This window comes from Actinomadura sp. 21ATH (genome assembly GCF_041951345.1).
Classification (GTDB): Bacteria; Actinomycetota; Actinomycetes; order Streptosporangiales; family Streptosporangiaceae; genus Spirillospora.
The window spans coordinates 862,612-880,619 of the sequence record NZ_JBGNUR010000002.1 but is presented as its reverse complement, the minus strand read 5'-3'; the positions used below and the strand labels follow the sequence as shown (position 1 = coordinate 880,619).

Annotated in this window: 15 protein-coding genes; 5 read left to right on the top strand and 10 right to left on the bottom strand. The window is 75.1% G+C overall.

Going from position 1 to position 18,008, the window contains the following annotated elements; genetic code table 11:
* Positions 1 to 56 precede the first annotated feature (56 nt).
* A complete protein-coding gene (locus ACA361_RS10440) occupies positions 57 to 1,058 on the bottom strand; it encodes a diacylglycerol/lipid kinase family protein (protein WP_375011635.1) in 1,002 nt (333 codons plus the stop codon).
* A 183-nt stretch (positions 1,059 to 1,241) separates the two neighbouring features.
* Here ACA361_RS10440 and ACA361_RS10435 point away from each other — a divergent pair, with 183 nt between their 5' ends.
* Positions 1,242 to 2,231 carry an alpha/beta hydrolase gene (locus ACA361_RS10435; RefSeq protein WP_375011634.1) on the top strand — a complete coding sequence of 330 codons (990 nt, stop codon included), beginning with the start codon at positions 1,242 to 1,244 and terminating at the stop codon, positions 2,229 to 2,231.
* A 225-nt stretch (positions 2,232 to 2,456) separates the two neighbouring features.
* Positions 2,457 to 3,332 carry an amidohydrolase family protein gene (locus ACA361_RS10430; RefSeq protein WP_375011633.1) on the top strand — a complete coding sequence of 292 codons (876 nt, stop codon included), beginning with the start codon at positions 2,457 to 2,459 and terminating at the stop codon, positions 3,330 to 3,332.
* 24 nt (positions 3,333 to 3,356) lie between these two features.
* On the opposite strand, the gene ACA361_RS10425 is transcribed toward ACA361_RS10430, so the two are convergent.
* The 3 genes from ACA361_RS10425 to ACA361_RS10415 are packed head-to-tail and all read right to left on the bottom strand — an operon-like array spanning position 3,357 to position 5,573.
* Entirely contained in the window at positions 3,357 to 4,370 is a 1,014-nt protein-coding gene (locus ACA361_RS10425) for a cation diffusion facilitator family transporter (RefSeq protein WP_375011632.1), read from the bottom strand.
* Entirely contained in the window at positions 4,367 to 4,756 is a 390-nt protein-coding gene (locus ACA361_RS10420) for an ArsR/SmtB family transcription factor (RefSeq protein ID WP_375011631.1), read from the bottom strand. The genes ACA361_RS10425 and ACA361_RS10420 overlap by 4 nt, the downstream gene beginning before the upstream one ends.
* A gap of 22 nt (positions 4,757 to 4,778) precedes the next feature.
* The gene (locus ACA361_RS10415; protein ID WP_375011630.1) at positions 4,779 to 5,573 is read right to left on the bottom strand and encodes a DUF6777 domain-containing protein; all 795 of its coding nucleotides are present in this window, start codon (positions 5,571 to 5,573) and stop codon (positions 4,779 to 4,781) included.
* A 248-nt stretch (positions 5,574 to 5,821) separates the two neighbouring features.
* On the opposite strand from ACA361_RS10415, the gene ACA361_RS10410 reads away from it, so the two are divergent.
* Positions 5,822 to 7,582 carry a serine/threonine-protein kinase gene (locus ACA361_RS10410; protein WP_375011629.1) on the top strand — a complete coding sequence of 587 codons (1,761 nt, stop codon included), beginning with the start codon at positions 5,822 to 5,824 and terminating at the stop codon, positions 7,580 to 7,582.
* Here the strand turns inward: ACA361_RS10410 and ACA361_RS10405 are convergent.
* The 6 genes from ACA361_RS10405 to ACA361_RS10380 all read right to left on the bottom strand — a co-directional run bounded on the left by ACA361_RS10405 (position 7,574) and on the right by ACA361_RS10380 (position 16,200).
* The gene (locus tag ACA361_RS10405) at positions 7,574 to 8,743 is read right to left on the bottom strand and encodes a VWA domain-containing protein (RefSeq protein WP_375011628.1); all 1,170 of its coding nucleotides are present in this window, start codon (positions 8,741 to 8,743) and stop codon (positions 7,574 to 7,576) included. The two genes, ACA361_RS10410 and ACA361_RS10405, sit on opposite strands and share 9 nt — an antisense overlap.
* The gene (locus tag ACA361_RS10400) at positions 8,740 to 11,163 is read right to left on the bottom strand and encodes a DUF5682 family protein (protein ID WP_375011626.1); all 2,424 of its coding nucleotides are present in this window, start codon (positions 11,161 to 11,163) and stop codon (positions 8,740 to 8,742) included. The genes ACA361_RS10405 and ACA361_RS10400 overlap by 4 nt, the downstream gene beginning before the upstream one ends.
* Positions 11,160 to 12,242 carry an AAA family ATPase gene (locus ACA361_RS10395; protein WP_375011625.1) on the bottom strand — a complete coding sequence of 361 codons (1,083 nt, stop codon included), beginning with the start codon at positions 12,240 to 12,242 and terminating at the stop codon, positions 11,160 to 11,162. Before ACA361_RS10395 ends, ACA361_RS10400 begins: the two co-directional genes overlap by 4 nt.
* Positions 12,239 to 13,789: a DUF5691 domain-containing protein gene (locus ACA361_RS10390; RefSeq protein ID WP_375011624.1), complete on the bottom strand. Its 1,551-nt coding sequence runs from the start codon at positions 13,787 to 13,789 to the stop codon at positions 12,239 to 12,241. Before ACA361_RS10390 ends, ACA361_RS10395 begins: the two co-directional genes overlap by 4 nt.
* Positions 13,786 to 15,135: an SWIM zinc finger family protein gene (locus ACA361_RS10385; RefSeq protein ID WP_375011623.1), complete on the bottom strand. Its 1,350-nt coding sequence runs from the start codon at positions 15,133 to 15,135 to the stop codon at positions 13,786 to 13,788. Before ACA361_RS10385 ends, ACA361_RS10390 begins: the two co-directional genes overlap by 4 nt.
* Positions 15,136 to 15,384: 249 nt before the next feature.
* Positions 15,385 to 16,200, bottom strand: coding sequence for a M50 family metallopeptidase (locus tag ACA361_RS10380; RefSeq protein ID WP_375011622.1), 816 nt, complete (start codon positions 16,198 to 16,200; stop codon positions 15,385 to 15,387).
* A gap of 44 nt (positions 16,201 to 16,244) precedes the next feature.
* Here ACA361_RS10380 and ACA361_RS10375 point away from each other — a divergent pair, with 44 nt between their 5' ends.
* Together ACA361_RS10375 and ACA361_RS10370 are read left to right on the top strand one after the other, a co-directional pair.
* Positions 16,245 to 16,973, top strand: a complete 729-nt coding sequence (locus ACA361_RS10375; RefSeq protein WP_375011621.1) for a hypothetical protein — start codon at positions 16,245 to 16,247, stop codon at positions 16,971 to 16,973.
* 30 nt (positions 16,974 to 17,003) lie between these two features.
* On the top strand, positions 17,004 to 17,990 hold the full coding sequence (locus ACA361_RS10370; RefSeq protein WP_375011620.1) for an AAA family ATPase: 987 nt from the start codon (positions 17,004 to 17,006) through the stop codon (positions 17,988 to 17,990).
* Positions 17,991 to 18,008: the final 18 nt, after the last annotated feature.

Sequence of the window (18,008 nt, the reverse complement as noted above, 5' to 3'; positions counted from 1 at the left end):
GAATCGTCGCCCGGGCCTGTCGCACGGCCGGTCACGCGGGCCGGCCGTGCGCCGGCTCAGGTGTCGACGAAGCCCTGCGGGACGATCACGCGCAGCGCGTTGCCGAGCAGCCGCACCGTGATCGGCGTCCGGCCCCTGATCTCGCCGTCCACGTCCACCGACAGGGGCGGATCGGTGGTGATGTGCACCTGGTCGGTGGTCAGGAACTCCTCCTCCGCCAGCGTGCGCCGCGGCCCGGTCAGCACGTGCCGGGCCGTCGCCGACGCCAGCCGCAGCCGCCGGTGGTCGCCCAGCCGGTACACCGCCAGCAGCCGGTCGTCGGGGCTGGCGTCGCGGGCGATGCGGGTGCCGCTGTGGTGGGCGCCGTTGGCCACGTTCAGCTGGTGGGTGGCCATCTCGTACGTCTCGTCGCCGATCCGGATGGTGGCCTTGAACGCCTCGTGCCGGGGCAGCAGCCGGGCCGCCGTGACCGCGTACGCGGCCCGCCCGAGCACCCGCTTCAGCTCGTGCGGCACCTGCTCGGCCACGTTCACCGACAGGCCGAGGCTCACCATGTTGGCGAAGATGTGCGTGGACCCGGGCTCGCCGTCGGCGTCGGTCGTGCCGGCCGGGTCCGCCGCGCTCGCGCCGCCGGGCGGGGTGCCCTCGAACAGGCCCACGTCCACGTCGGCGACCTTGCCGTCGCGCAGCTCCCGCACCGCCCCCGCCAGATCGAGCGGCAGCTCCAGGCTGCGCGCGAAGTTGTTGGTGGTGCCCAGCGGCAGCACGCCGAGCGCGATGTCGCGGTGCGCCAGATGGCCCACCGCCTCGGCGATCGTGCCGTCGCCGCCGCCCACCACCACCAGGTCGGGGTCCCTGGCCAGCACCTTCTCGAACAGCTCGCCCAGCCGGTCCGGCTCGCCCACCGGGTGCACCTCGGCGAACTCCAGCCCGGCCTCGTCCAGCAGGGCGCGGGCGGTGTCGTACAGCCGGCGGCCGCGCCGCGACCGGACGTTGACCATCAGGACCGCCCGGCCCGCCCCGCGGATCGCCGCCTCCAGCTCCGCTTTGCTCCGCATCTCGACCGGTCGTCTCCCTCCAGCGTTCCGGGCACACCCTACCGGTCGCCCGGAATCCGCCTGTGACAGGTATTTTATATTCCGTTACCGTGCGTTGGTCCGCCGCCGATCCTGGGGATATTTCGGTTAATACGGCGAGCGAAAGCGCGGGGCGAAAATATGTGGCGACCAGGTCTGCTCGGAGTGGGATTCCTTGCCGGGGCGGCGGGCCTGCTGGCCTCCATCGCGCCCGGCGGACCCGCGCCCGCGGCCGCCCCGGCCGCCGACGACGGCGCCACCGTCGTCGGCGAGCGCAGCCCCGGGCCGCGGCTGCTCGACCTGACCGTACGCTCGCCCGTCCTGGCCGGAATCGCGCACGTCCGGTTGCTGCTCCCGCCCGGCTGGTCCCGCGACGCGGCCCGCACCTGGCCGGTGCTGTGGCTCCTGCACGGCAGCGGCGCCGCCGCCGACCACGCCTCCTGGAGCGTGCACGCCGACCTCGAACGGATCGTCGGCGACCACGAGGTGCTCGTCGTCATGCCGGACGCCGGCCCTTGCGGCACCTATTCGGATTGGTGGAACCGCGGCGCCGGCGGGCCGCCCAAGTGGGAGACGTTCCATCTGGCCGAACTGCGCCAGATTCTCGAACGCGGATATCGCGCCGGCCCCGAACGCGCCGTCGCGGGCGCCGGAATGGGCGGGATGGGCGCGCTCGCGTACGCGGCGCGGCACCGCGGGCTGTTCCGGGCGGCCGCCTCGTTCAGCGGGGCCCTCAACACCCTGCACCGCGACCCCGCCCGGCTGGACCTGCCCGATCTGGTGCAGCTCTCGGTACAGATCGGCGGCGGGCCCGCGGACTGGACCGACCTGTGGGGCGACCCGGACGCCCAGCGCCTGGTGTGGCGCCACCACAACCCGTACGACCTGGCCGACCGGCTGGCCGGCGTCCGGCTGTACGTCGCCTCCGGGGACGGCACCGCCGGCCCGTACGACCCGGGGCCGGGGGCGGGCGCCGGTACGGGCCCCGACCGCGTCGAGGCGCTCGCCCACCAGGTCGGCCAGGACTTCGCCGGCAAGTGCAGGAAGCTCGGCATCCCGGTGTCGACCCACTTCTACCCGGGCACGCACCGCTGGCCGTACTGGGGCCGCGAACTCCACTCCGCGCTCCCCGTCCTGCTGGCCGAGATCCTCTGAGGCGCCCCTGCGGGAGACCGGCCGGTCCGGCGGCCCCGGGTCCCGCTGACCGGACCGAGTCCCGTTCAGTGGGCCCCGGAGTCCCGGTCAGCGGGCGCCGTCCCGGTGAGCGGACGCGGCCGGGGGGCGGGATCCGCGAGGCACTAGTGTCGAAACGTGGCTGAATCTCGTTCTGCTCGCGGTCCGGGGTCTCTCCCGCCTCCCCACCCCGCTTCCGACGCCGAGGTGCCCGCCTTCTGGCGGTCGCTGGGGCTGCCGGGCGTCATCGACGTCCACGTCCACTTCATGCCGCCGCGGCTGATGTCGCGGGTCTGGGAGTACTTCGACTCGGCCGGGCCGCTGATCGGGCACGAGTGGCCGATCCACTACAAGGTCCCCGAGGAGGAGCGGATCACGCTGCTGCGGGCGCTCGGCGTCCGCGCGTTCACCTCGCTGGCCTACCCGCACAAGCCCGGCATGGCCGAGACCCTGAACGAGTGGACCGCCGCGTTCGCCGCCCGGGTCCCCGAATGCGTCCCGACCGGCACGTTCTACCCCGAGCCCGAGGCGCTGTCGTACGTCCGCCGCGCCATCGACGCCGGCACCCGGATCTTCAAGGTGCACCTCCAGGTCGGCGGCTTCGACCCCCGCGTCCCCGAGCTGGACGAGGTCTGGGGCCTGCTCGCCGACGCCGGCGTGCCGGTCGTCGTGCACGCCGGCTCGGGCCCGGTCGCCAACGGCTTCACCGGGCCCGGCCCGTTCGGCGGCGTGCTGGCCCGGCACCCCCGGCTCGCCGCGATCATCGCCCATCTCGGCGCCCCCGAGTTCGAGGGGTTCTTCGACCTCGCCGACCGGTACGAGCGGGTCACCTTCGACACCACGATGGCGTTCACCGACTTCTTCGGCGGCCTCGGCCACTTCCCGCCCGAGCTGATGCCCCGCCTCCGCGACCTCGGACTGGCCGGCCGGGTCCTGCTCGGCACCGACTTCCCGAACATCCCGTACGAGTACGCCCACCAGCTGGAGGCCCTCGCCCGCCTCGACCTCGGCGACGACTGGCTCCGCACCGTCTGCTGGGACGCCTCCGCCAAGCTCCTCGACCTGAGCCCCGCGCTCAGCTGACCGGCGCGCTCGACCGGCCCGCGGTCAGTGGCCGCAGCGGCTCTCGCCGGCGTGCTCGTGCGGCTCGCCGCCGGACACGTGCCGGGGGCCGTGCGGGTCCTCGCAGTGGAACTCCTCGTCCGCGTGGTCGACCTCCAGCGTGGTGTGCGTGATGCCGTACGAGTCGCGCAGCACCTCCTGGAGATCGCGCCGCACCGCGTGGCAGTCGCCCTTCGGCTCGACCAGCACGTGCGCCGACAGCGCGGGATAGCCGGAGCTGACCTCCCACACGTGCAGGTCGTGGACCTCCTCCACGCAGGGCCGCTCGGCCAGCCGGGCGCCCAGCTCGCTCGGGTCCAGTCCCGCCGGGGCCGCCTCCATGAGCACCCGCCCCGCGTCGCGCAGCAGGCCGTACCCCGCCTTGAGCATCAGCGCCGCGACCACCAGCGAGGCGATCGCGTCGGCCCGCGCGAAGCCCGCCGTCCACACCAGCAGGCCGGCGACGGCGGTGGAGATGAACGCGTACAGGTCGTTCAGGATGTGCTGGAACGCGCCCTCGACGTTCAGGCTGCGCCGGTCGGCCTTGCTGATCAGCCAGGTCGCGGCGACGTTGACCGCGACCCCGGCCAGCGACGTCCAGAACACCAGCGGCCCGTTCACGTCGGGCGGGTGGATCAGCCGCTCGACGCCCTCGTACACGAAGAACGCCGCCAGCAGGATCAGCGTGAGGCCGTTCAGCTGCGCCGAGAGGATCTCCGTGCGGCGCAGCCCGTAGGTGTAGCCGCCGCGCGGCGGGCGGGCCGCGATCCGCATCGCGATCAGCGCCAGCGCGATCGCGAACGCGTCGGTCATCATGTGCGCCGCGTCGGTGATCAGCGCCAGCGACCGCGCCGCCAGGCCGATGACGACCTCGACGCTCATGTAGCCGAGGATCAGCGCCAGCGCCGCCGCCAGATACCGCCGATCGGCCTGCGCGGACACCCCGTGCCCATGCCCGTGCCCGTGCCCGCCGCTCACCGTGCCCCCCGCTCGCCCGCGTGCCGCCTCCGGCTCGCTCATTCGGCCGCCTCCTCGTGGCCGATGTGCGCGAGCGCCACGTCCAGGAGCATCCGCACGTGCGAGTCGTCCAGCCGGTAGTACGCGCGCCGCCCGGACCGCCGTACCCGGACGACGCGGTTGGCGCGCAGCAGGCGCAGCGAGTGCGACACCCCGGACTCGCTGTGCCCGCAGGCGGCCGCGATGTCGCACACGCACATCTCGCCGCCCTCGAGCAGCGCGGTGATCACGCGCAGCCGGCCCGGATCGGCCAGCAGCCCGAAGATCTGCGCCAGCTCAGAGATCTTGTCCGGCTCCGGCATGGCCGCGGTCACCATGGACACCTTGGCCGGATCCACGACGCGGACGGCGCACGCGTCGGCGGTCCTAATGTCTGAAGCACTGCTCATATGAACAGACTAACATCGCCGATCAGGTCGGGCCGACCTGCCCCGTCGGGCTGTTCTCCGGGACCTGGCCGCCCTCGGGGGTCGGCGGGACCTCCCCGCCATCGGACGGCTGGGGGTCGACCGGGGGCTGCGTACCCGGTTCTCCGGTCGGAATGCCCGGGGTGCCGGAATCGGTCGGCGGCGCGCTCGGATCCGCGCTGCCCGAGTCCGACGGATCCGGCGACGCCGACAGCTCCTCAGGGAGCGCCTGCGGCGGGCCGTCCGCCCCGCCGGTCGTCGCGACCGGCCGCTCGAACCCCATGGTCGCGTCCGGGTCCACCAGAACGAACACCTGGACGGTCGTCTTCACCTGGATCTTGGTGACCGCGCGCTTGGAGAATCCCGGCCACGAAGATCCTTTGTACTTCGCCTTCCCGGTGGAGATCTTTTTGTCCGGCTGTGTCAGTGGATTGCCGCAATTGCACTTCACCACCGGAACGCCGTATTCGTTCACCAGGACCCCTATACCGGCCTGGAGCACCGCCGGGATCCGGGTCGGCTTCCCCGCCTTGAACCCGTGGTTGGTCACCAGCGTGTCCGTGCGCAGCAGCACCGGCGTGAGCCGCCCCACGAACCCCGGGATGTCCCCGGCCCCGATGCGGTGCACCCTGGCCCACGCCTTCGCCTTGGCCGGGTTGGCCTGCAGGAACGCGATCAGCTTGGCCGGGTCGCAGCTCGCCGCCTGCCGGGTGCCCCCGTACAGGCCCGGCGTGCTCCCGTCCTTCGTGCCGCCCCTGGCCGGGCTCCGCTCGATCCGCTGCCGGTCGGTGTTCGACATCAGCGTGTACGGATCGGGCCCCGCCGATCCCACCGTCAGGCGCGTGATCGTTTCACCCGCGTCCCCGCAACCTCCCAGGAGCGAGGCCCCGAGAACCAGCACGGGGACGAGGCCGCCCCCGAGAATTCGAGAATTGATCTCCGGCATGTGTCTCTCCCGCCCGTGGCCGGTCGAACCTATACTCTTTGATGCCACGGCGGCGGGTTTTGTGCCTGGTCAATTGTTCGTATTTTCGTAACGGGGACCCGATGACACAGCCACTCAGCCCCGCCGACCCCGCCCGGCTGGGCGCGTACGAGATCCTCGCCCGGCTCGGCACCGGCGGCCAGGGCGTGGTGTACCTGGGCCGGGCCGGCGACGGCGAGGTCGCCATCAAGCTCCTGCACGCCCGCACGATCGCCGACGCCGGGGCCCGCGCCCGCTTCGTCCGCGAGCTGTCGCTGCTCCAGCGCGTCGCCGGCTTCTGCACGGCGCAGATGCTGGAGGCCGACATGGCCGGCGACCGCCCCTACATCGTCAGCGAGTACATCCCCGGCCCGTCCCTGCGGCAGCTCGTGGACGACCGCGGCCCCCGTACCGGCGCCGACCTCGACCGCCTCGCCATCAGATCGGTCACCGCGCTCACCGCCATCCACCGCGCGGGCATCGTGCACCGCGACTTCAAGCCGCAGAACGTCCTGATGGGCCCGGACGGCCCCCGCGTCATCGACTTCGGCATCGCCCGCGCGCTGGACTCCGAGGCCACCCTCACCAGCCAGATCATCGGGACCCCCGCCTACATGGCCCCCGAGCAGTTCGCCGGCACCGACATCGGCCCGGCCGCCGACCTGTTCGCCTGGGCGCTCACCCTCCTCTTCGCCGCCACCGGCCGCGACCCGTTCAGCGGCCCGTCCGTCCCGGTCGTGATGTACCGGATCATGAACGAGACCCCCGACGTCTCCGTCCTCCCCGACGAGATCGCCGACGTGGCCCGCGCCTGCCTGCGCAAGGACCCCGCCGGCCGCCCCACCGCGGAAGAGGCCCTCCTCTGGCTCCTGGGCGAGAGCAAGCCCCCGCCCCCCGCGCCGCACAAGAACCCCGACCCGGGCCCCCACCCCTGGAGCCCGCCACAGGAGGCGGGGCCGCCGCCTCCGACTCCCGGCGCGCCCGGCCGTTCCGATACGCGACATCCGCCCTGGAGCCCCCCGCAAGGGCAAGAGCCCCCGCCTGCCGGTCCCGGCGCGCCCGAACCTGCCTCGCCGGGAGGTGCGGGTTGGAGCCCGTCGCAGGGGGAGGGGGCTCCGTCTGCGGGTCCCGGCGGGCCTGGAGCTGGCTCGCCGGGAGGTGCGGGCTGGAGTCCAGCGCAGGGTGAAGGGGCTTCGCCTGCCGGTCCTGGCGGGTCCGGAGTTGCTTCGCCGGGGGGTGCGGGCTGGAGTCCAGCGCAGGGGGAGGGGGCTCTGCCTGCTGGGCCCGGCGGGCCCGGGCCCGTTTCGCCGGGGCATCCGGGCTGGGGGGCGTCGCAGGGGGAGGCTTCGCGTGCGCGGCCGGGCGTTCCTGGGCGGGCCGAGCCGGGGAGGCCGCCGCCCGAGGGCGCGGTGCCTCCGCATGGGCGTTCCGGTGACTCTGAGGCCGGGGCGGGGGAGAGCGGTGGCGGTTACCGGCGGCTGCCGCGGAGCGCGGCGGTGGTCGTGGGGCTCGTTCTGGCGGGGCTGCTGGCCGCGCTGGACGTGGCGTCGCTCGCGATCCTGGTCGCGCGGCCGGAGCTGAGCGAGGGGCCCGGCGGGCGGTGGCTGCCGGTGGTGGCGGGATCGTTCGTGCTGCTCGCGGTGATCACGCTGGTGGGCGTGGTGCTGGCCTGGCGGGGGAGCCGGGCGGCGGCCTGGACGGTCCTGGTGGTGCGGGTCCTGCGGGTCGCCCTGTGGGGGGCCTGGAGCCCGCTCGTGGCGGTGCAGGTCTCGGCGCTGGCCGTGCACGCCGGAGTGACCGCCCTGGTCGTGGTGCTGCTGGCCATGGGGCTGCGGTCACGCTGACGGCCGGTGGCGTTCGGACCACTCCTTGAGGTCGCGGCGTTCTATGGCGGCGGCCATGAGGCCGGGGAAGGCGTCGGGCGTGCAGGCGAACGCGGGGACGCCCATGGCGGCGAGCGCGGCGGCGTTCTCGTGGTCGTGGGCGGGGGCGCCCTCGTCCGACAGCGCCAGCAGGACGATCACCTGGACGCCGGCGGCGGTCAGGGCCGCGACGCGCCGCAGCATGTCGGCGCGGACCCCGCCCTCGAACAGGTCGCTGATCAGGACCAGGATCGTGTCGCCGGGGCGGGTGACGAGGCCCTGGCAGTACGCGAGCGCGCGGTTGATGTCGGTGCCGCCGCCGAGCTGGGTGCCGAACAGCACCTCGACCGGGTCGTGCAGCTGGTCGGTGAGGTCCACGACCGCGGTGTCGAAGACGACCAGGGACGTGCGGAGCGAGCGCACCGACGCCAGCACGGCCGCGAAGACACCCGCGTGGACGACCGAGGCCGCCATCGAGCCGCTCTGGTCCACGCACAGCACCACGTCCCGCTCCACGCCCTGCCGCCGGCGGCCGTACCCGATCATGCGCTCGGGTACGAGGGTGCCGTGGTCGGGGAGGTAGTTCCGCAGGTTGGCGCGGATCGTGCGGCTCCAGTCGACGTCGGCGAGGCGGCGGGGGCGCCGGACGCGGGCCGAGCGGTCCAGCGCGCCGCCGACCGTCGAGCGGGTGCGCTGGGCGAGCCGGCTCTCCAGGTCCTGGACGACCTTGCGGACGACGGCGCGGGCGGACTCGCGGGCCCGGTCGGGCAGCACCTGGTTGAGCGAGAGGAGCGTGCCGACCAGGTGCACGTCCGGTTCGACGGCGTCCAGCATCTCCGGCTCCATGAGGAGGCGGGTCAGGTTGAGGCGTTCGATCGCGTCCTTCTGCATCACCTGGACGACGGTGGACGGGAAGTACGCGCGGATGTCGCCGAGCCAGCGGGCCACGGCCGGCGCCGAGTCGCCGAGGCCCGCGCCGCGCCGCCCGGACCGGGAGCGGCCGTCGTCACCGGCGCCGTACAGCTTCTCCAGGGCGCCGTCCATCCGGGCCTCCTCGCCGGAGAGCTGCGCGCCGGTTCCCTCGGCGCCGCCCTCGCCGCCGAGGACGAGCCGCCAGCGCTTGAGGCGTTCGTCGGTGTTCACGGCACTCTCCAGCCGAGGATGTCCAGGGCGGTCGCGGTGGCCGCGGCGGCCCGTTCGGGATCGTGGTCGAGGTCGCCGGGACGGGCGGGGCCGCGCGGCGCGTCCAGGTGCCGGACCCGCTCGCCGATGGTGCGGCGCTCGGCGGCCGCGTAGCCGCCGAAGGTGCGGCGGAGCAGCGGCAGCACGTCGGTGAACGAGTCGCCGGGCAGGCCCGCGATCCAGCCGTCGACCAGGCGGAGCAGCTCCTCGTCGTGGACGAGGATCAGCCCGCCGCCGGACAGGAAGCCCTCGACCCAGGCGGCGGCGCGCTCGGGGGCGGCGCCGGCCGAGACCGAGCGGGCCATCCGGCCGGCCGCGTCCGGCAGCAGGCCGGCGTCCAGCAGCAGCCGCGCCAGCCGCCCCTCCAGGAGGCCGTGCAGGTCGCGGCGGTCGATGACGGCGGCCAGGGTGCGCCGCCACCGGCCGAGGTGCTCGTCGTCGCCGAGCAGCGCGAGGGCGCCGTGGACGGCGTCGATCCGGGCGAGCGTCTCGCGGGCCGCGTCGTCGTCGAGCGCGGTGACGGCGGGCGGCAGGCCGACGCAGATCCGCACCACCAGGCCGTCGACGACGGTGCGGAGCGGGCCGGTCGCGGTGCCGCGCACGTCGCCGTACCGCAGCGCCCGGACCAGCGCGGGCAGCGCCGCCATCAGGTGCGCGACGTCGGAGTCGACGGCGGCCCGGTCGGCGAGGGCGCGCATCACGGCGGGCAGCGCGCCGCCCAGGTCGGCGAGCAGGCAGCGTTCGGCGACGGCGGTGAGGTCGGCGAGCGCCGCGGCGTGCCCGGCCATCGCCTCGGCCCGCGCGGTCGCGGCGCCGAGCACGGTGGTGCCCCACGCGCTCGCCTCGATCAGCTCCACCTCGAACTCCGGCCGCCACATCAGCGTCCAGGTCTCCCGGAACGTCCCCTTCGACCGGCCGCCGCCGTCCTCGGGGACGCCCCAGTCGACGTCCAGCAGCCGGAGCCGGTGCAGCAGCCGGCTGCGGTCCAGGTCGACGGGCCGCCGCAGGTCGAGGACCTGCTCCCGGTCCAGCGGCGACCGGGTGAGGCGCAGCCGCTTCGTCTGCGCCTCCAGATCGCGGGCGAGCGGCACCATCGGCGTGCTCTCCGGTACGGCGCCGAGCCGCTCGCCGACCACCATGCGGCGCTGGATCAGCTCCACCGGCAGCTCGTTGCCCTCGCAGAGCACCGCGCGGGTCGCCTCGGTGATCTCGTCGAGCCCGGCCAGCGGCCGGCCGCGCAGCGCGGCGAGGGCCTCCGCCAGCCGGACGCCCTCGATCACGTGCGCGGACGAGACGTGCAGGTCCTCCTCCCGCAGCACCCGGGCCGCGTCGGTCAGCCACCGCTCGACCGGCCGGTCGGGGGCCGTGAACAGGTGGTGGTACCAGCCCGGCGAGCGCACCCCCGCCCCGTACCCGGACCTGCCGGCCAGCCGCCCGTGCGTCCACGGCACCCAGGTCATCGCGACCTTCGCCTTGGGCAGCCCGCGCAGCGTCCGGTCGTCGCGCGCCGCCGGGACCTCCCGGAGGAGGGCGGGCACGTGCCAGGCGCCGCACACCACCGCGACGCTCTCGTGGCCCTCCTTGAGGGTGCGCCGCAGCGTCCGCCGCATGTACGCCTCGCGCTGCTCCTCCCGTTCCAGGTAGGCGTCCGGGAGGCCGCCGGCCCCCTCCGCGGGCAGCCCCTCGCGCAGCTCGGCCATCGCCTCGGCGATCGCGGGGAACGGGGAGGGCCCGCCGTGGCGGTGCTCCACCACGTCGTCCCACCAGCGCTCGGCGTCGTCGTACCCGGCCGCCTTGGCCAGCCACCCGAGCGGGTCCATCCGGATCTCCCGCTCGCCCGCCCCCTCCGCCCCGTCCGCCCCGTCCGCCCCGTCCGGCCCGTCCGGTACGTCTGGTACGTCCGGCCCGCCCGGCGCCGCGGCTCCGGCGGGCTCGCCAGGCTGCTGCTCCGGTTCCGGCACGGCGGTGTCACCGGGCTCGCCGGGCTCGCCGGGTTCGCCAGGCCCGTCGGGATCGGCCAGCTGGTGGGCGGCGGGAAGATCGCAGAAGCGGACCGGGACGCCCGCGTCCAGGGCGTACCGGATGGCCTGCCATTCGGGGCTGAACTCGGCGAACGGCCAGAACGCCGCCTGGCGGTCGGTCGCGCCGGCCGGGGCGGTCGCGGGACGGCCCGGGGCGTACGCCAGCAGCGCCACCGGCGGGACCATCCCGGGCTCGCCGGCCAGCCGGACGATGGCGTCGGCCTCCGGCGGGCCCTCGATCAGGACCGCGCCCGGCCGGAACTCCTCCAGGGCCCGCCGCACGGCCCGGGCCGAGCCGGGGCCGTGGTGGCGGATGCCGTAGACCTCGACCCGGGCCTTCGCGCCGCGGTCGGCGGTCAAGACACCTCCCGGCAGGCGCGGTAGAAGTCATGCCATTCGGGACGGTCGCGGACGACGGTCTCCAGGTACTCCTGCCAGACGACCCGGTCGGACACCGGGTCCTGGACGACGGCGCCGACGATGCCGCCGGCGACGTCGGCGGCGCGCAGCACGCCGTCGCCGAAGTGGGCCGCCAGCGCCAGCCCGCTGGTGATCACGGAGATGGCCTCGGCGGTGCTGAGCGTGCCGCTCGGCGACTTGAGCCTGGTGCGGCCGTCGCTGCTGAGCCCGCCGCGCAGCTCCCGGAACACGGTGACGACGCGGCGGATCTCCTCCAGGCCGGCGGGCGCCTCGGGCAGTTCGAGGGCGGCGCCGATCTGGTCGACGCGGCGGGCCACGATGTCGACCTCGTCCTCCACCGACTCGGGCAGCGGCAGCACGACGGTGTTGAAGCGCCGGCGCAGGGCGCTGGACAGCTCGTTCACGCCGCGGTCGCGGTCGTTGGCCGTGGCGATCACCGTGAAGCCCTTCGCGGCCTGGACCTCGGTGTTCAGCTCGGGGACCGGGAGCGTCTTCTCGGACAGGATCGTGATCAGCGTGTCCTGGACGTCGCCCGGCATCCGGGTCAGCTCCTCGATCCGGGCCACCGAGCCGGTCCGCATGGCCCGCATGAGGGGGCTCTCGACCAGGGCCTTCTCCGAAGGGCCCTCGGCGAGCAGGCGGGCGTAGTTCCAGCCGTACCGGATCGCCTCCTCGGGAGTGCCCGCGGTGCCCTGGACGAGCAGCGTGGAGTCGCCGCTGACGGCGGCGGCCAGATGCTCGGAGACCCAGGTCTTGGCGGTGCCGGGGACGCCGAGCAGGAGCAGGGCGCGGTCGGTGGCCAGCGTCGCGACGGCGACCTCCATCAGCCGCCGGGCGCCGACGTACTTGGGCGTGACGGCCGTGCCGTCGGGCAGCTCCCCGCCCAGGAGGTACGTGGTCACCGCCCACGGCGACAGCCGCCAGCCGGGCGGGCGGGGCCGGTCGTCGTGCTCGGCCAGCCGGGCCAGCTCGTCGGCGTACTGCTGCTCGGCGTGCGGCCGGAGAACCGTCTCGGTCACGGGGTGAGCTCCTTCAGCATGTCGCGGCGGAAGCGCAGCGTCTCGGTCAGATCGGTGAGGGCGGCGGCGTCATGGCGGCCGGCCAGCGCCTCCAGGCGCGGCGCCGCGTCCGGCGCGAGCCGCTGGTCGGCCAGCCGGCACAGCTGGGTGAGGGCGTGCTCGTGGCGGTACGAGGAGCGTTCGGCGGCCATCGCGACGCTGGCCACGACCGCCTCGGCGAGCGCGCCGGTCCAGGGGCCGGGGATCCGTTCCAGGACGCGCAGCAGGTCGGGCCGGCCCTCGGCCCAGCGGATCAGGTCGGCGGCGGCGGTGCCGCGCTCCTCCTCGGGCAGGACGGCGAGCAGGTCGGCCAGGGCCTCGGGCTCGTCGACGGCCACGCCGCCCCGCAGCAGCGCGCGGGCCCAGCCGACGTCGCGCTGGCGCAGCGCGGCGCGGGCCCAGCCGATGTGCACCGAGCCCGCCATGGACGCCTCGCCCGCCTCCGCGGGGAGGCCGGCCGCGGCGGCCGGGGCGACCGGCAGGCCGACGATCTCCCGCGGCGGCAGGCCGAACAGGTCCGTCCAGGTCGCCAGGGGAGTGCGGGCGAGGATCTCGCGCAGCCAGGCCGCGCGGGTGCCGACCGGCCCGCCGGCGCGGCGGCCGGGCGCGAACGACCCGGTCGGATGGAACGGGACGCCGTCGCGCGCCAGGTCCTCGCCGTGGCCGCGCGGCGGCTCGACGACGATCCAGGTCCGCTCGCGCTCCCGCACGGTCCGGGTCTCGGGCCGCAGGCACTCGCGCGCCCGCACCGCCATCCGCCGCCCGTACGCGGAGCCGGGCAGCCGGGCCAGCAGGTCGGAGGCCAGCTGCCGGACGTCCTTGCCGCGGTCCTCCAGGGCCTTCTCCAGGAAGTCCTCGTCGGCGGCGGACAGGCCGGTCTCGAACGTGGCCAGGAACGCGGCGCGGTCGGGGGCGGGCTCGCGGGCCCAGGTGCCGCCGAGGGCGTCGCGGGCGGCGGCCGGGTCGGTGCCGCGCAGCCGCGTCAGGTGGGCGACGCGCTGCTGCCGGGTGCCGGTCTCCCACACCCCGGCGTCGCCGCCCGGATCGTCGCCCGAGCCGACCAGGTAGGCCCAGTCGGTGTTCTGCAGCGCCAGCCAGACGCCGCGCCGCCCGGCGGCCCGGGCGATGGCCGGGCGCAGCATCCGGTCGCTGCGGCCCTTCTCCAGCAGCTCGGGCAGCAGCCGCGACGGTACGCGGCGGCCGTGCGCGGCGGCGGCGTCCAGCCATTCGGGCAGTACCCGGATCTGCTCGCCGGCCAGGATGCGGCCCAGCCGCCGGCCGGCCGCGGCGGGCACGACCGGGGCGTCCTCCTGCGGCGCCGGGGCGATCGGCTCGGCGCCGGTCAGCGGCCGGCGGCCCGCCCGCCGGCGCAGCGCCAGGACGGCCGCCTGGTCCAGCAGCCGCCCCGCCGGATCACCGCCGCCCGGCGGAACGCCGGGCAACTCGGGCGCCGGCCGCCGTTCCGTGCCCAGCAGTGCCGCGCTGACATGCTCGCTCCATCCGCTCACAGGATCACCACCCCCTCGTCCCCGTCTTCCCCTCCGGCGCCCTCTCCCTCGCCCCCGGCCGCCCCTTCGGCCCAGGCCGCCAGGGGGAGCAGGCCCCGCGGCGACCACTCGCCGGCGAACGTCACCGGCGCGCCGCCCGAGACCGCCAGCAGCCGCCACGGCTCGGCCGACAGCAGCGGCAGCGCGTCCCCGTGCGCGTCGACGATCCGCGGCCCGCCGTTCCGCGCGAGCCGCACGCCGCTCAGCAGCGCGGGCCAGCGGTCCAGCCACGGGTCGCGCCCCAGGGCCGCCGCGTACTCGTCCAGGAACGCCCCGACCGTCAGCCCCGCCGGCACGCCCGCGCCGGCGCCCGCGGGCGTCGTGGCCAGCCGGTCGGCGACCAGCGCCCGCAGCGGCTGCGCCCCCGGGTAGAACGCCAGCTCCGCCTCGACCCGGGCGCCCGCGGGCAGCGAGGCGTCCAGCGGCCGTCCCGGGGCGGCGAACGACAGGACCAGCGCGGGCCGCCCGCTCTCCCGGCCGCGCAGCCACACCCGCCGCGTCGTGAGCTGGTCCTGCGCCACGTCCCGCGAGCCGATCACGTGCCAGGAGTCGCGCACCCGCTCGCCGTCGCGCAGCACCTCCTCCTGCTGCACCGTGAACCCGACCCGCGACCGGACGGTCTCGCGCAGCCCCGGCGGCAGCTCTTCGCGCCGCTGGTAGGCCCGTACGAGCAGCCTGAGCAGCGCGTACTCCTCCAGGAGCCGGTCGGGCCAGCCCGCCTGCCGGGGGATCGCCGCCAGCCCCTTCACCTGCCCGGCCAGCGCCCCGGCCTGGGCGTCGACCAGCCGCCGCGCGGCGTCGTCCCACAGCCGGTACGGCGCCTTCTCCGCCTGCGCGAGCCCGTGCGCGACCTGGTCGCGCAGCCACTGGTCGAGTTCGGCGACGCCGCCGTCGACGCGCTGCTCGCGGCGCTCGGCCGTCCGGGGATCCCTGGCCTTCGCGGCCGCGGCCTGCCGGCGCTCCCGCGCCTTCTCCGCCCGGTCCCGCCGCTGCTCGATCCACTCGGCGGCCCAGCCCGGCCGCGGCCCGCTCTCGACGGCGCCCTCACTCCACAGCAGCAGCAGGCCGAGGGCGTGCTTGCAGGGGAACTTGCGGCTCGGGCAGGAGCACCGGTACGCGGGCTCGTCGAGGTCGACGGCGGCGCGGTAGGCGGTCCTGCCGCTGCCGGCGCACTCGCCCCACACGGCCGCGTCGTCGCAGCCCGTCCCGGCCCACGACGCGGCCCTGGCGACGCCCGCCGCGGCCTTGGCCGCGGCGGCGTCGGGCGCCACGGCCAGCACCCGCTCCCGATCCCATCGACCGCTCACACCCTCGAAACTATCGACCGGGTCGGACAGTGACCGGCCCTTCGCGGGATCGGCGGGCGAACCGGCGGGGAACGCTCAGCGCCCCCGGCCCTTGCCCACGGTGGGGCGGCTGCGGTGGCGGGCCCTGCGCAGGCGTGCCTTGCGCTTGCGGTGGTACTTGGCGCGGTCGAGCCTCTTCTTCGGTGCCATGAGCCATCGTGGGCCCGTCCCGTCCGGGACGGGCAGGCCCATGACCGCATCCGGCCCGCGCTACTGCCCGGGCGCAGACGGCAGGGTGGGCAGGTCCGGCACGGACGCGGAGTCGGGCACCAGCAGGAGGCCGCCGACGAGCAGCGCGCCCAGGGCGACGGAGGCGAACAGCGTCACCCAGGCCAGGCCCGGGACGCCGGTGAGGTGGGCCAGCTGGTCGGCGTCGGAGCTGGGGGCCATGTGCCGGGTCCGCATCCGCTGGAGCTCGACGACGGGCCGCGCGGCGGCGAACAGCAGGAACAGCGCGGCCAGGTAGGCGAAGCCCGCCTGGATCTTGGCGCCGCCCAGCCAGGAGACGCCGAAGATGATCGCTCCGGTGGCGACGATGGACAGCACGCCGTACGCGTTCCGGATCATGACGAGCATGGCGGCCAGCAGCGCGAGCGAGAACCACAGCATCAGCGTGATCCGGCCGCCCGCCAGGAGCGCGGCGAACAGCAGGCCGAGCAGCGGCGGCGTCATGTACCCGGCCATCGCGGTGAACACCATGCCGGGCCCGTGCGGCTTGCCGCGCGAGACCGTGACGCCCGAGGTGTCGGAGTGCAGCTTGATGCCGTCCAGCTTGCGCCCGGTGACCAGGGCGATCAGCGCGTGGCCGCCCTCGTGCGCGATCGTGACCACGTTGCGGGCCACCCGCCAGGTCGGGCCGTGCAGGACCGCGCCGAGCGCGATCAGCCCGACCAGGATGACCAGCCACCACGGCGGGTCGGGCTGCGTTCCCGTCACCCGGTCCCACAGGTCGGCGATGCTTACCGTGTCCACGTCCACCTCGAAGTCGTCCTCGTCCGCGCTGCCCCAGGTTAGGACGTCGGACATAAGCGTCGCGTTCAGTTCTTTCCGGTACGTGTCCGCAGCGTGACATGAGTCACTCCGCGCCGGCGGGTCGGGCCCGCGGACCGCCGGATCGCGGGGCGGGGCAGGGGCGGTTCGCCGTCACGGGCGGCGGTTGCGAGAAGACCTACAGCTTCTCGGTCGCCGTCCGGTACAGGGACCCGGACGGAAGGAACGCCGAGAAGGCGTCCGTCCCGAGCGCCCCGGTGCGGCCCTGCACCGTCCCGGGCACCCCGGCCGGTTTCGCGGCTCGGCCCAAGAACAAGGGCGCCACGCTCACCTGGACCGGGAGCGGCGCGGACGTCACGTACATGCTGAGCGTCGACGGCGGCGCCCCCACGCCCGTGACCAGCCCGCACTCGGTCACCGGCCTGCGGAACGCCCGGAAGCACCGCTTCGAGCTCACCGCCCGGAACGCGGCCGGGACCGCCCCCGCGAAGGCCGCCGCGGAGGTCGACCTCGCCTATCCCACGAGAAAGATCGACAACCAGAACAACGGCGAGACGAACACGCTGATCCGGGCGGCGCCCACCAGGAACTCGCCCCAGACCGGAAGGATCCCGCAGAACGAGATCATCTCCATGACCGTGGTCTGCCAGGTCAGGAGCGAGAACTACCGCGACGGTGAGAGCGGCACGTCCAGCGACATCTGGAACAGGGTCCGGACGAGATACGGCGACGGCTACCTCAATGACACTCTCGTGGCAACCACGAAGGGCCCTTACCCGTCGAATGGTCTCTACGAGTGCGAGATGTGAGCTGATGGCCGTCCCGCGGGGGAGTGAGCGATGACCGAGAATCAGGCGATGGTGGACGCGGACGCCGTGGCGGGCCGCTTCGCGCAGCTGTTCGGGGCCCTGGCCGGGGCGATCGAGCAGGTCGTGCGGGGCAAGCGGGACAAGATCGAGCTGGCGCTGGTGTGCCTGCTCAGCGAGGGGCACCTGCTGGTGGAGGACGTCCCCGGCGTGGGCAAGACCACCCTCGCCCGCGCGATCTCGGCGACGGTGGACGCCAAGTGGACCCGCGTCCAGTTCACCCCCGACCTGCTGCCCAGCGACATCACCGGCGTGTCGATCTTCAACCAGGGGGCGAACACGTTCGAGTTCCACCCCGGCCCGATCTTCGCGAACCTGGTGGTCGCGGACGAGATCAACCGCGGGTCGCCCAAGACGCAGTCGGCGCTGCTGGAGGTCATGGAGGAGCGCCGCGTCACGGTCGAGGGGACGCCGCATCCGGTGCCGCGCCCGTTCATGGTGATCGCGACGCAGAACCCGGTGGACATGGACGGCACCTACCCGCTGCCGGAGGCGCAGCTCGACCGGTTCCTGATGCGGATCTCGATGGGGTACCCCGACCACCGCTCCGAGGTGGCGGTGCTGGCCGGGGCGCCGACGGGGACGGCGATCGACCGGATGCAGCCGGTGGCGGGCCGCGAGGACGTGTCGCGCATGGTGGAGTTCGCCGAGCGGCTGCACGTCGCGCCGCCGCTGTACGACTACGTGGTGCGCCTGGTCGCCGCGACCCGCGACCACGCGGAGCTCCGGCTGGGCGCGAGCCCGCGCGCCAGCCTGGCGCTGCTGCGCGCCGCCCGGGTGCGGGCCGCCGCGGCGGGCCGGTCGTTCCTGGTGCCGGAGGACGTCAAGGCGCTGGCGGTGCCGGTCATCGCGCACCGCCTGATCGTCACGCCGGAGGCGGAGCTGCGCGGCCGCACAGGCGCGGACGTCGTCGGCGAGGTCCTGGCGAACGTGCCGACGCCGCAGGCCGCCGGAGTCTGAGCCGTGCCGAATCCGCTC